This window comes from Carnobacterium sp., from assembly GCF_040274425.1.
In genome coordinates, this window is the sequence record NZ_JBEMBC010000011.1 from 44117 (window position 1) to 58154 (window position 14038).

The following is a 14038-nucleotide window of genomic DNA, read 5'->3' on the forward strand; positions in this document are numbered from 1 at the left end:
TATGACTAAAAATCTACTGTTAGAAATCGGTTTAGAAGAAATCCCAGCTCATATCGTTACCCCAAGCAGCAAACAATTAACACAAAAGGTAGCTGCCTTTTTAAAAGAAAATCGGTTAGCACATGGAGAAGTGATTCCTTTTTCAACGCCTCGCCGTCTAGCGGTCATTGTAAAGGATATTGCCGAAAAACAAGAAGACATTGAAGAATCTGTAAAAGGCCCTGCTAAAAAAATAGCTCAAGATGCTGAAGGAAATTGGAGCAAAGCAGCTATGGGATTTGCGCGAGGACAAGGAGCAACGACAGAGGATATTTATTTCAAATCAATTAAAGACGTTGAGTATGTTTATGTAGATAAATTTATTTCAGGTAAAACCGTTAAAGAAATTTTAGTTGGTTTAGATGAAGTGATCACATCTATGACTTTCCCAGTAAGCATGCATTGGGGCAGCCACTCCTTTAAATACATCCGCCCATTCCATTGGCTGACTGCGATGTTGGATGAAGAAGTGATTCCTTTTAAAATACTGGATATTCAAACAGCAAATACCTCACGCGGACACCGCTTTTTAGGACAAGATGTCACTTTTGCTAGTGCATTAGACTATGAAAAAACGTTAGAAAACGTTTTTGTGATTGCGGACAGTACCAAACGTAAACAAATGATCGTGAGTCAAATTGAAGAGTTGATGGAAGCAAATCAATGGTCTGTTACATTTGATGAAAAATTATTAGAAGAAGTAAACAATTTGATTGAATACCCAACTGCTTTTTATGGTTCATTTGATAAAAAATACCTCGATTTACCGGAAGAAGTATTGATTACATCAATGAAAGACCATCAGCGTTATTTTGGAGTGAAAGACAGCGAAGGAATCATTTTACCTTACTTTATTTCGGTTCGTAATGGAAATGCTGAACACATTGAAACGGTTGCGAAAGGAAATGAAAAAGTGTTGACTGCTCGTTTAGATGATGGACAATTTTTCTTTGAAGAAGACCAAAAGTTAACGATTGCTTCTTGTGTGGACCGTTTAAAACAAGTAACCTTTCATGAAAAAATCGGTTCGATCTATGAAAAAATGAACCGAGTACAAGCTATTGCTCAATTAATTGGGGAACAAGTCGGCTTAACGACGACTGAGCTAACAGATTTAAACCGTGCCTCTGAAATTTATAAATTTGATTTGGTAACCAATATGGTAGGAGAATTCCCAGAATTACAAGGAATTATGGGTGAAAAGTATGCCTTGATGCAAGGAGAGAATCCAATTGTAGCTGCTGCTATCAGAGAACACTATATGCCAATCTCAAGTGAAGGAGAACTTCCACAATCATCTGTCGGAGCAGTGTTAGCTATTGCCGATAAGTTGGAAAGTGTCTTGAGTTTCTTCGCAGTCGGAATGATTCCAACTGGATCTAATGATCCATATGCCTTAAGACGTCAGACATATGGTATTGTTCGTATTATTGAATCGAAAAATTGGATTTTCCCTATGGATTCACTTAAAGAAGGTATTTTAGCTACTCCAGTTATCACACAGAGCGCTTTGATAGAAGGTTACCGATCAAGCACTGTACAAGTCATTGATTTTATTAAAGCACGTGTACGTCAATTATTAATGGCAGAGAGCATTCGTCATGATGTTATCGATGCGGCTTTAAATTCTCGCCAAGAAAATGTACTGAAATTGATCGAAGCTAGTCGAACCATCAATGGTCATTTATCAGATGCTATTTTTAAACCAACCATCGAAGCATTGACTCGTGTCCTAAATCTAGCTGCTAAAGGAGAAGAACTCCTTGATCAAACGCAAGCGTCAGTAGATCCTGCTTTGTTTGAAACAACATCTGAACAAAACTTACATGAATCATTTGCTACAATTGCAACAAATTCTAGCCAAGAAAACAGCAGTCAGAGCTATGAAGCTTTTGAACAACTACAACCATTGATTGAAGCCTTTTTCAATGAAAATATGGTTATGGCAGACAATGAAGCTGTTCGAAATAACCGATTAGCGTTATTGATGCAGATCTCTGATTTTGTGTTATCTTTTGCAAGTGTAGACAAATTAGTTGTTAAATAACCTTTAGCAAATAAGTTTACTTTATACTCCATTAAGGATAGAATTTTCCTTAGTGGGGTTTTTATTTAATTGGACAAAGGAGTGGGAAAATATGATTAATCATCCCTTAACCATGAAACGAGTTTATGAAAAAATAGAAAAAGAAGATGGGTACCGTATTTTAGTAGATCGACTATGGCCAAGAGGAGTAGCAAAAGAAAAAGCCAATATAAAAGAATGGGCAAAAGAAATTGCTCCAACTCCAACGATTCGCAAATCGTTTAACCATCAACCACAAAAATTTAATGCGTTTAAACAAGCTTATTGGGCTGAATTAGAAGCAAATCCACACGCAGAAAAATTTAAACAACATATTTTTGAGCAATTGAAACACACTCCGGTAACATTCATCTATGCTGCTAAAGATGAGCAATACAATCATGTAGTAATCTTAATGGAGTATGTTCAAACTAAATAAGATTCATAAAAAATATTTTTATGAATCAAATTGGCTAAACCAGATTGGAGGATCCTATGTTAAAACGTTTTTTTAGTTATTATAAGCCATACAAAAAATTATTTATCTTAGATTTTAGCTGTGCGATACTCGCAGCTGTTTTAGAATTGTCTTTTCCGTTAGTAGTCAATCGAGTAGTCGATGACCTTTTGCCTTCAGCAAATTGGACATTGATTGTAACAGTTTCGTTATCTTTGTTGTTTTTGTATGTTGTAAACACGTATTTGCAGTATGTAGTCGTTTATTTTGGGCACAAACTGGGAGTGAATATCGAAACAGATATGCGACGCGAATTGTATGGCCACTTGCAAGAGCAGCCGTTCAGTTATTATGACAATCAAAAGACAGGGAAGTTAATGACACGTTTGACAACGGACTTGTTCGAAATATCAGAAGTTGCTCATCATGGTCCCGAAGATGTATTTATTACCATTATTACTTTGGGTGGAGCATTTTTACTGATGCTAACAGTGCACGTTCAACTAGCTTTGGCAACGTTCGTAATGATTCCTTTTATCACGATCGCACTAGTATTTTTCAATAAACGCATGACCAAAATCAATACAAAGATCTTTAATGATTTAGGCGAATTTAGTGCGGGTATTGAGTCGTCCGTTAGTGGAATACGTGTGGTTCAAGCTTTTGCAAATGAAGAACACGAAGCCGGAAAATTTGAGTTGCTGAATCAAGCTTACCGATCATCAAAAATTTTATTCTATAAGATGATGGCGATTAGTTCTTCATATAATTATTTACTGATTCGCTTAATTAATTTATTTGCGTTATTTTTTGGAGCGTATTATACGATCCAAGGTGAAATCAGTTATGGTGATTTTGTAGGATTTATCTTATTATCTAATGTGTTTGTTCGACCGATCGAAAAAGTAAATACAATGATTGAAAGTTACCCTAAAGGAATTGCCGGATTCAAAAGATTGACAGAAGAACTTGATAAAAAACCTACGATTCAGGACAAAGAAAATGCTATTGAAGTCGACCGCTTAAAAGGAAATATCGAATATAAACATGTTTCTTTTTGGTACGACTCATCCAAAAAAGTCTTGGACAGAATCGATTTATCGATTCGTGCAGGTGAAACAGTGGCGTTTGTTGGCCCAAGTGGAGCAGGAAAGACAACCATCTGTAACTTACTGCCTCGTTTTTATGAAGTCAGCGAAGGTGAAATAACCATTGATGGAATCAATATTCAAGATATGACGATGCAGTCGTTGCGGGATCAGGTTGGTGTTGTCCAACAAGATGTGTACCTTTTTCCAGGGAGTATCAGAGAAAATGTGGCCTATGGAAAACTAGATGCTAGTGAAGAAGAAATACACAAGGCAGTCCAATTAGCGCATCTAGAAAAAGTTGTAAACGAGATGCCGGAAGGATTGGATACGATCATTGGTGAAAGAGGGGTAAAATTATCTGGTGGTCAAAAACAACGCTTATCGATTGCGCGTATGTTTTTAAAGAATCCTCCAATTTTAATTTTAGATGAAGCAACCTCTGCTTTGGATACTGAAACAGAACAAGTGATTCAAGAGTCTTTAAACTCATTAGCAGAAGGTCGTACGACATTGATTATTGCGCATCGTTTAGCAACGATCAAGCATGCGACACGTATCATCGTGGTAAATGAAGAAGGGATTGCCGAACAAGGCAGTCACGAAGAATTGTTAGCAAAAAATGGTCCATATAAAAACCTCTATGAAGCACAATTTAGTCAATAAAGTAGATATAAAAAGAAACCACTTGTGAGAAATCCTGTTCCTTCCTCATAAGTGGCTTCTTTTATTTAGTACGTTCAAGGGTGATCACTAACAGATGGGGTTTGTTATTGATGCGAAATGGAAATAGACTATTTCCGATTCCTCGGCTCACGACCAATTTTTTTGAGGGGTCTACTTCGCTATTGTAGATTCCTGTCGTGTATTTAGGAAAAAATCCCTGACCAGGAGCGTACAGCGGACCGATAAGTGGGATTCTTATTTGGCCGCCATGAGCATGACCGCTAAATGTGATATCTGGTTCAATAAGAGGGTTAGAAGTTAGATAGGTTTCAAAATATTCTGGGTGATGAGCGAGTAACAATACAGGCTTGTTCTGTATAGGATTTGTCATAGGAACATCAATAGGGTAATCTTCATCTTTAACCCCTACCAAAGCTAGCTGAGCACCATTAAATTCAATGGTGATCTGTTCATTGTTTAATAATGTAACCCCGCTTTGATTGATTACTTGAGCCCATTCCTCTAGTTGTCCACTGCTCGTTTCGTGGTTTCCTGATACGGCATAAGTTGGCGCAAGAGCACTCAAGGAGCGGCCGAATTCTTCTAAAGGCACATTGCTCAAGTCAGCTGTGCGGTCAATCAAATCTCCCGTTAAAAAAATCAGATCTGGTTGAGCTTGTTCTATTTCGGAAAGCAGCGTTTCAATTGGGATGCGGTTTCTTTCAAAATGGGTATCTGATACGTGGACGATTTTTAATTGATCTAATTCTTGGAGTAGATCATCGAGTGCAATCGTTTGGTATTCAACGTCTAATGAACGATTTTGATAGTAGCCATATAGACAAAAAGGCAGAGTTAAACCGATCAAGATAAGTAAACTAAGTTTAAAAAGTTTCATTTGAACCTCCTAACTGAAATCGTTTTTTAAAGTATAGCATATTTAGAAATAGTTCCTATATATAAGAAGTTTTGTTTAGAGACTTCAAACGTGGTCAATTAAGGTATAATAAGATTAAAACGAGCTCAATAATGAAAAAGGACTGATTTTTATGGAGGCAACGAAAAGAAGAGACAACATTATTTCAATTTTATCACAAGAAAATAGACCCATAAGTGCAAGAAATCTAGCTGCTCGATTAAATGTGAGTCGCCAAATAATTGTGGGCGATGTGGCTTTGTTAAGAGCGAGTGGGGTTGATGTCATTGCTACCCCAAAAGGATACGTATTAGAATCTGATACTATGACGAACAAATATCTTGGTCAATTAGCTAGTTCCCATAGTGCAGCAGAAACAAAGACTGAATTGTATGCGGTAGTCGATAATGGAGGAGAAGTAGTTGATGTTATTGTTGAGCACCCGATATACGGAGAACTAAAAGGACGTTTAATGATTTCTTCGCGATATGATGCAGATCAATTTATGGAAGCAATCGAAAATAAACAAGCCAACTTACTATCTGAATTAACCGGTGGTGTTCATTTGCATACAATAGCTTGTCCAGACAAAAAAACGTTTGATCGAATCAAAAAAGAACTGAATGACTTAGGATTGTTATACAAAAACTAAAAGGTGTCTTGACATCTTTTTGAAAACACCTATAATTAAATTTGCTAACGTGTCTTGACACGTGTAAATGCGCATTTGATGATAGGAGTTGTTGAAATGAAAACGAATAGAGTTCATAAATTAACGATTGCAGCTTTGTTGGTAGCTGTAGGTATTTTAATTCCAATGGTTTCACCAGTTAAATTAATCTTGGAACCCGCATCCTTTACGTTAGCTAGTCATGTGGCGATTTTCATTGCGATGTTTATCTCGCCTATGATTGCATTGACTGTAGCTTTGGGAACGGCACTCGGATTTTTGCTTGGTGGTTTCCCGATTGTTATTGCTTTGAGGGCTTTAACCCATGTTGTTTTTGCGGGAGTCGGATCTTATGTTCTCCTTAAAAAACCTTCTATCTTGCAATCAACTGCTAAAACGCAACTCTTTTCGTTTTTAATCGGCTTGCTGCATGCTAGTTGTGAAGTTGCTGTGGTTTCTGTTTTTTATTTTGGTGGTGAGATGACAACTGCATACTATACACAAGGTTTCTTGCAATCAGTCTTCTTATTGGTGGGAGCAGGCACAATCGTTCACAGCATGATTGATTTCACACTTGCACATATTGTATGGAAATCTTTAATGAGTCGCTCGACATTCTCGGCAACGGTAGCAAAATTAAAATAAAAATTACGGAAGTAAAAAATTGGTTTGGAACAATGCGCTTAGGTGATGTTCTAAACCAATCTTTTTATTTTACGTTTGTCTGTGATAAAAAAGATGCTAGCAATTAAGGTTAGAGCAAAATAAATAACTTTTATTATTCTTTGTAATAAAACCTCTTTATAGGCGATAAGGGGCTCTTTAAATAACCAATTTAAAGATTTGTTTTCTTATAGAGAGTGTGCTATTATAAAACATGTATAGTTCTGTCTGAGAATAGATTTTGAGAGTAAAGTCGCACTAGTATTTGAGTGCGACTTTTAGATACTAAATGTAATTTCTGATAGAGCCTAACGTTCTTTATTTTTTTGATTAAGAGGTGAACAGCTTGGCGATAATGATTCCAGAAGAAACGGTCAATAAAGTACGACAAGAAACCAATATAGTGGATGTTGTCAGTCAGTATGTTCAATTAAAAAAGAAAGGTAAAAATCTTTTTGGTTTTTGTCCTTTTCACGAAGAGCGAACTCCTTCATTTTCTGTAACAGAAGAGAAACAAATTTTTCACTGTTTTAGTTGTGGACGTGGTGGGAATGTTTTTACTTTTTTAATGGAAGTCGATGGGTTAACTTTCCCGGAAGCCGTCATTAAAACTGCTGAATTGAGTCAATTTGAATTAGATGAATCATTGGTACAAGACCACGATCATAAAAACCAGCCAAATGACTCAGCTAAAGAAAAACTGATCCGTGTCCATGAAGAAAGTGCAGAATTATTTCATCATATTCTCTTGAATACCACAATAGGAGAAGAAGCTTTAGAGTATTTAACTCAAAGAGGATTGACCCGTGAAGTAATTGATACGTTTAATATCGGGTTTGCTCCACGAGAACGAACCATGCTTCATCAATATTTAGTTGGAAAAAATTATGAGCAAGAATTATTAAAAAAAACGGGTTTGTTTGTTGAGAAAGATAGTGGGGAACTGCTTGATCGATTTTACAATCGGATCATCTTTCCCATTCGCAATCAACAAGGAAAAACCGTGGCTTTTTCAGGGCGGATCTTTCAGCAAGATGCTGATGATGGTGCACCAAAATATTTAAATAGTCCGGAGACTCAATTATTCAATAAACGAACTATTCTGTTTAATTTTGATCTTGCACGCTCTTCGATCAGACGAGAAAAAGAAGTCATTTTGTTTGAAGGCTTTATGGATGTTATTGGAGCTTGGAAGGCCGGTATAACCAATGGAATTGCTTCAATGGGAACCAGTCTTACCAACGAACAAATTCATTTGATTGACCGAACTACAGATCATGTCGTAATTGCTTATGATGGAGATTCTGCTGGAATTGAAGCCACCAAAAGAGCTAGTGATCTTTTAGCGACAGAGACCAATTTTGATATTGATATCATTCGATTCGCTGAAGGTATGGATCCGGATGAATACATTAAAAAAAATGGTGCAGATGCTTTTAAAGAATTAATCGCTCACGGAAGAGAAACACTTTTTGGATTCAAGATGTCTTATTACCGTAAGTCGCTTAATTTATCAAATGAGAGTGAACGACTTGGATATATTGAAAAGATATTATCCGAACTGCTTTCAGTCACTTCAGCTGTTGAACGTGAACTTTATTTTAAGCAACTAGCAACGGAATTTGATCTTTCAATCGATTCTTTAAAAGAGCAGTTTCAACAGAAGTTCCATGAGTCTCGTAATAAGCGAACAAAAGAAAAACAGCAGCAAAGTCAGCAGAATCATCCTGCTGAGGCAAATTACCCGCAAGTGCAGACCCAAAAAAGGAAACCGACTAATATTGAACACGCAGAGCGGTTGTTATTAAATCGGTTATTTCATTTTGAAGAAGCGTGGATTATTTTGAAAAATGTTGCAGATGAATTTCATTTTGTGCACGACGAGTATCAAATGGTCTTTATTTTGTATGAAAGCTTCCGAGAACACACAGCTAATGAAGGTACGATTGATGCGTTTATTGATTTTGTAAAAGAACCGGAATTGAAAAATTTAATTGTTGAAATTGAACTGTTATCGATAAGCAACGAAGTTTCGACAAGAGAAATAGAAGATTATTTAGACGTAATCTCTAGGAAATCTGGTCTTCAATTGCAATTGAAAGAAAAACAAGATGCATTGAAAGAAGCATCCAGACGAGGCGATAAAGAGCAGCTTCGTGTGTTGATGATCGAAGTAGTTAATTTATCTCGTTTATTGAAAAATAAATAAAAATAATTCATAATATGTACGAGTAAGATTGAAAGAGGAGGCTTTTTAATGGCTGAAAAAAAACTGACAACAAAAAAGGCGTATGATAGTGAAGTAAAGAGTTTGATCAAAGAGTATAAAGCAGCAGGAACTATTCATTACGATGAGTTAACAAATAAAATAGCAACTCCTTTTTCTTTAAATGCTGAAAAAATGGATCAATTGATCCAAACGGTTGAAGATGCAGGTGTTGGAGTAGTTGGAGACGATGGTGGTCCAACAGCTCGACAACTGAAACTCAAAGAAATGAAAGCTGAAAGAGAAGCAGAAAAACCGGAAGACTTAACGGCTCCTCCTGGAGTTAAAATTAACGATCCCGTTAGAATGTACTTGAAAGAAATTGGACGAGTAAATTTATTAACAGCTGCTGAAGAAGTCGAACTAGCGATAAAAATAGAAGAAGGCGACCAAGAAGCACGTCAACGTCTTGCAGAAGCTAACTTACGTTTAGTTGTTAGTATTGCCAAACGTTATGTTGGGCGCGGTATGCAATTCCTAGATTTGATCCAAGAAGGTAACATGGGATTAATGAAAGCTGTTGAAAAATTTGATTACAAAAAAGGATTTAAATTTTCAACGTATGCGACTTGGTGGATTCGTCAAGCAATTACGCGTGCGATTGCTGACCAAGCACGTACGATTCGTATTCCAGTGCACATGGTTGAAACAATCAATAAATTGATTCGTATCCAACGTCAATTGCTGCAAGATTTAGGACGTGAACCAACTCCTGAAGAAATCGGAGCAGAAATGGATCTTCCAACTGAAAAAGTTCGTGAAATTCTAAAAATTGCACAAGAGCCAGTTTCTTTAGAAACACCTATTGGAGAAGAAGATGATTCTCATTTAGGCGACTTTATTGAAGATCACGATGCGACAAGTCCAGCTGAAAACGCTGCTTATGAATTGCTAAAAGAACAACTAGAGGATGTACTAGACACTCTTACAGATCGTGAAGAGAATGTACTTCGTTTGCGTTTCGGTTTAGATGATGGACGCAATCGTACTCTTGAAGATGTGGGTAAAGTATTTGGCGTAACACGCGAGCGTATTCGTCAAATCGAAGCTAAAGCACTTCGTAAATTACGTCACCCTAGCCGTTCAAAACAATTAAAAGACTTCTTAGAATAAAAAATAGATTAAGGTCGTCCAAAATCAATAATATTTGGACGGCCTTCTTTCGTGTGGAGAGATAAAACTCAACGAATGAAAGAAAAAACTGGTATAATAATAGACGATGTAGGAATGAAGGGATGAATGACATGTTATCATTTGAAGAAAAAAAGGCTATTTTTGATAGCTACGAAGAATTAACGGCAACAAAAGTATCGATGAATCGTTTGAATTACCATTTTAAAGACAGCGCAGTACCTAAAACAATGGCTGTGCGTTTCCTTCACCCGAATGGAAATGCTTTGATCTATGCAGGTTATTTGCCTAAAGAAGAAACGGATAAAGGTTACATTTCTGTAAGAGATGAAGACGAAGCAACGATTCGTTCTTTAGTTGATCAAGCGATTGCTCATTTAAAGAAAACAGCTGACGGATATGAAGAAGGCTATTCTGAATTATGGTTTGACAATAATGGCGATGTTTTGCGTTTAGTCTATGATAATCCGACATGGGTCGTTACCTTACCGAACGATCAAGTTGAAGGAGTTTTTCATTCAAAAGATGCCGCAGAAGGTTATTTAATGGATGAAGAGTTCTTCCAAGGATAAACAATGATCATGAAAAGAAAGAAGTGATGAGTATGGACGAAAGTCAATTATCGCTGCGTTTAAGCAGAGCGGCGTCTTATGTCGAACCCGGTGATCGTTTAGCCGATATCGGTTCTGACCACGCTTATTTGCCTTGTGCTTTAGCGAGTAACAAGCGTATTACGTTTGCTATTGCAGGAGAAGTTGTCGAAGGCCCTTTCCAAGCAGCAAAAAATCAAGTGCGACGTCTTGGTTTAACAGACCAAATCAGTGTGCGTTTAGGGGATGGATTAGAAGTTCTTTCTCCTGAAGATGAAGTAACCGCGATTACCATATGCGGCATGGGCGGATCCTTAATTGCCTCTATCTTGGAGAATGGATTTAAAAAAGGCCATTTGACAGGAAAGGAACGCTTGATCTTGCAGCCGAACGTAGGAGAAATAACCCTGCGTGAATGGTTGGTCGATCATGAGTACACGATTAAGGCTGAAGAAATCATTGAAGAAAACAATAAAATCTATGAAGTAATGGTGGCCGTGAAAGATCCGTCGCAAAAAGTAAAGGCAACAGAATCAAACTTAATGTTTGGTTTTTATTTAAAAGAGGAACGTTCTGCTATCTTTAAAAAGAAATGGCAAAAAGAACTTGAAAAGAACCGCTATATTCTAGATAGTCTAACGCATTCAAGTGTAGATCAAACAACTAAAATCCAAAAAATCCAAGCAGAAATTCAAAAAATAGAAGAGGTGCTAAAATGACTGAGACTTATGGAATTGAGTTTATCCAAAAATTTGAATCATTTGCTCCAAAATATTTAGCTGAAGCTGGAGACCCGGTTGGCTTAGCAGTTGGAACGTTAAAGAAACCCATAAAAAAAATGATGGTGACGTTAGATGTTCGTCCAGAAGTGGTGCAAGAAGCCATTGAACAACACGTTGAATTTATCTTTGCACATCATCCACCTATTTTCCGCCCGCTTAAAAATTTAGCCACAGATGATGCACAAACGAAGATGTACGCAGATCTGTTGAAGAATGATATTACCGTCTATGCTGCACATACAAATTTAGATGTGGCTACAAATGGAATGAATACATGGTTAGCCGATGAGCTGAACTTAACTGAAACAGAGATTTTACATGTCACGAAAAGATTAGCTTATAAAAAGATTGCAGTATTTGTTCCGAAAGAAAATGAAGAAGAGGTTCGAAAAGCATTGACCGCTGCAGGAGCGGGTCAAATCGGTCCGAATTACAAAGATTGTACGTATACGTTTGAGGGTATTGGACGCTTCACACCCATCAACCATGCTAATCCGACCATTGGAGAAATCGATGAACCTGAACACGTAGCAGAAGTTCGAATTGAAGTTGTTTTTCCTGAACATTTAACGCAAACAATTGAAAAAGCCTTATTTGAAGCTCATCCTTATGAAGAACCGCCGTATGATTTGTATACGATTGAGAATTTTGTTGATGAATATGGCCTTGGAAGAATAGGGAATTTAGCTGAACCTATTTCTGTTCAGGAATTTGCTCAAAAGGTAAAAGAAACTTTTGGTGTACAAGGCTTACGCTACGTAACACCTGATAAAGATAAATTGATTCAACGTGTTGCCGTTTGTGGTGGGGATGCAGGGGGCTATTACCCTGATGCCTTAAGTAAAAAAGCGGATGTCTTCATTACTGGAGATGTTTATTACCACACAGCTCACGATATGTTAGCGGATGGTTTGACGGTTATCGATCCTGGGCATCACATTGAAAGTATTTGTAAACCAAAATTGGTTGAACTATTCACGGAGTGGAAATCTGATCTTGAATGGGATTTTGACATCATTCAATCAGAATTAAATACAGATCCTTATGAATTTATCTGAAAAACAATGTTGAAAGGAAGTTAATTCTTATGTATGAAAATTTAGTCCCTCGTTTTATTCGTTATGTAAAAACAGAAACACGTTCTGATGAAAATAGTACAACCATTCCATCTACGCAAAGCCAAGTCGCGTTTGCTAAGACGTTAATGAAAGAATTAGAAGATATTGGTTTAAGCGATATTTCTTATAATGAGAGCAATGGTTATGTAACAGCAACATTGCCAAGTAATACAGCTAAAAAAGTGCCAACTGTTGGTTTTATTGCTCATATGGATACAGCTGATTTTAATGCAGAAAATGTAAATCCGCAATTCCATGAACAATACAATGGAGAAGTGCTCGTTCTAAACGAAGAGCAACAAGTTGTTTTAGATCCTAAAGAGTTTCCGAACCTAAAAAATTATATTGGCCAAACGTTGATCACAACCGATGGTACAACGTTATTAGGTGCTGACGATAAAGCAGGAATTGCCGAAATCATGACAGCTATGGAAATTTTGATCAATGATGATTCAATTGAACATGGTGACATTCGTGTCGGATTTGGTCCGGATGAAGAAATCGGCATCGGAGCAGATCGATTTGATGTTCCGGGGTTCAATGCCACATTTGCTTATACTATGGATGGCGGACCTGTTGGCGAATTAGAATTTGAAAGTTTTAATGCAGCTTCAGCTATTGTAAAGATTCAAGGTAAAAATGTTCACCCTGGAACGGCTAAAAATACAATGGTCAATGCAGTAAAAATTGGAATGGCTTTTGATGCTTTATTGCCTCAAGATGAAGTGCCAGAGAAAACAGATGGACGTGAAGGATTCTATCACTTAGTTGGAATCACTGGTGAAGTAGACGAAGCGACTTTGACTTATATTATTCGCGACCATGACCGTGAGCAATTTGAAGCGCGTAAAGCCTTTATGTTGGAACAAGTTGCAACATTAAATAAAGAATATGGCAGTGAACGAATCACGATCGAATTAAATGATTCTTACTACAACATGGGTGAGATCATCGAAAAAGATATGACTGTAGTTGATATAGCTGAAGAAGCGATGAAAAATCTTTCTATCGAGCCGATCATTGAACCGATTCGTGGCGGTACAGATGGATCTAAGATTTCATTCATGGGTCTTCCGACACCAAATATTTTTGCCGGTGGAGAAAACTTCCATGGCCGCTATGAATTTGTAGCAGTGGAAAGCATGGAAAAAGCGACTGCTGTTATTGTTGAGATCGCTCGTTTGAACGCTTTAAAAGGAGCATAAAGATGATTTTTTTATGGATCTATCTGCTTTTGTGCAATAGTTTATTATTTGTACTGATGCGTGTAGATAAACAAAAAGCCATAAAACATCAATGGAGAATCCCTGAAAAAACACTTTTATTTTTAGGCCTCATTGGTGGTGGAATAGGCGGTATCTTAGGGATGCGACTGTTTCGACATAAAACGACAAAAATTTCTTTTAAGTTTACATTTGCTTTAGGAACGCTTTTAGCTGTTTTAATGTTGGTGTATGTTAATTATTAATAGTAGTGGGGTTGAGACACAAGTCTCAACCTCTTTTTGCTGTGTTATGAATCATTTGCCTAAAACGTGCTCACCTTTACGTGGAATGGCCATCACGTAAAAGTGGGCTTCAAAACTAA

At 37.1% G+C, this 14038-nt stretch carries 13 protein-coding genes; 12 read left to right on the top strand and 1 reads right to left on the bottom strand.

The genetic code is table 11. The features are described 5' to 3' along the window. The first annotated feature begins 1 nt into the window (after position 1). The 3 genes from glyS to ABS911_RS03880 all read left to right on the top strand — a co-directional run bounded on the left by glyS (position 2) and on the right by ABS911_RS03880 (position 4315). Entirely contained in the window at positions 2–2086 is a 2085-nt protein-coding gene (glyS, locus tag ABS911_RS03870; protein WP_350466393.1) for a glycine--tRNA ligase subunit beta, read from the top strand. A 91-nt stretch (positions 2087–2177) separates the two neighbouring features. Continuing rightward, the gene (locus ABS911_RS03875; protein ID WP_350466394.1) at positions 2178–2543 is read left to right on the top strand and encodes a DUF488 domain-containing protein; all 366 of its coding nucleotides are present in this window, start codon (positions 2178–2180) and stop codon (positions 2541–2543) included. A gap of 56 nt (positions 2544–2599) precedes the next feature. Next, positions 2600–4315, top strand: a complete 1716-nt coding sequence (locus ABS911_RS03880) for an ABC transporter ATP-binding protein (RefSeq protein WP_350466395.1) — start codon at positions 2600–2602, stop codon at positions 4313–4315. 61 nt (positions 4316–4376) lie between these two features. Here the strand turns inward: ABS911_RS03880 and ABS911_RS03885 are convergent, their stop codons facing one another. Next, entirely contained in the window at positions 4377–5213 is an 837-nt protein-coding gene (locus ABS911_RS03885; RefSeq protein ID WP_350466396.1) for a metallophosphoesterase, read from the bottom strand. A 151-nt stretch (positions 5214–5364) separates the two neighbouring features. Here ABS911_RS03885 and ABS911_RS03890 point away from each other — a divergent pair, with 151 nt between their 5' ends. The 9 genes from ABS911_RS03890 (at position 5365) to ABS911_RS03930 (ending at position 13919) form a co-directional block, all read left to right on the top strand. Further along, positions 5365–5883 carry a transcription repressor NadR gene (locus ABS911_RS03890; protein ID WP_350466397.1) on the top strand — a complete coding sequence of 173 codons (519 nt, stop codon included), beginning with the start codon at positions 5365–5367 and terminating at the stop codon, positions 5881–5883. 96 nt (positions 5884–5979) lie between these two features. Then, complete coding sequence (locus ABS911_RS03895; protein ID WP_350466398.1) at positions 5980–6546, top strand: hypothetical protein; 567 nt, start codon at positions 5980–5982, stop codon at positions 6544–6546. Between the two features lie 373 nt (positions 6547–6919). Beyond that, entirely contained in the window at positions 6920–8773 is a 1854-nt protein-coding gene (gene dnaG, locus ABS911_RS03900; RefSeq protein ID WP_350466407.1) for a DNA primase, read from the top strand. Positions 8774–8821: 48 nt separating this feature from the next. Further along, on the top strand, positions 8822–9943 hold the full coding sequence (rpoD, locus tag ABS911_RS03905; protein WP_350450033.1) for an RNA polymerase sigma factor RpoD: 1122 nt from the start codon (positions 8822–8824) through the stop codon (positions 9941–9943). Positions 9944–10065: 122 nt separating this feature from the next. After that, positions 10066–10533: a hypothetical protein gene (locus tag ABS911_RS03910; RefSeq protein ID WP_226776651.1), complete on the top strand. Its 468-nt coding sequence runs from the start codon at positions 10066–10068 to the stop codon at positions 10531–10533. A 32-nt stretch (positions 10534–10565) separates the two neighbouring features. Then, the gene (locus tag ABS911_RS03915; RefSeq protein ID WP_350466399.1) at positions 10566–11270 is read left to right on the top strand and encodes a tRNA (adenine(22)-N(1))-methyltransferase; all 705 of its coding nucleotides are present in this window, start codon (positions 10566–10568) and stop codon (positions 11268–11270) included. Beyond that, positions 11267–12391, top strand: coding sequence for a Nif3-like dinuclear metal center hexameric protein (locus ABS911_RS03920; protein WP_350466400.1), 1125 nt, complete (start codon positions 11267–11269; stop codon positions 12389–12391). The genes ABS911_RS03915 and ABS911_RS03920 overlap by 4 nt, the downstream gene beginning before the upstream one ends. Positions 12392–12420: 29 nt before the next feature. After that, the gene (gene pepT / locus ABS911_RS03925) at positions 12421–13656 is read left to right on the top strand and encodes a peptidase T (RefSeq protein WP_350466401.1); all 1236 of its coding nucleotides are present in this window, start codon (positions 12421–12423) and stop codon (positions 13654–13656) included. A 2-nt stretch (positions 13657–13658) separates the two neighbouring features. Then, the gene (locus ABS911_RS03930) at positions 13659–13919 is read left to right on the top strand and encodes a DUF1294 domain-containing protein (protein WP_023177928.1); all 261 of its coding nucleotides are present in this window, start codon (positions 13659–13661) and stop codon (positions 13917–13919) included. Positions 13920–14038: the final 119 nt, after the last annotated feature.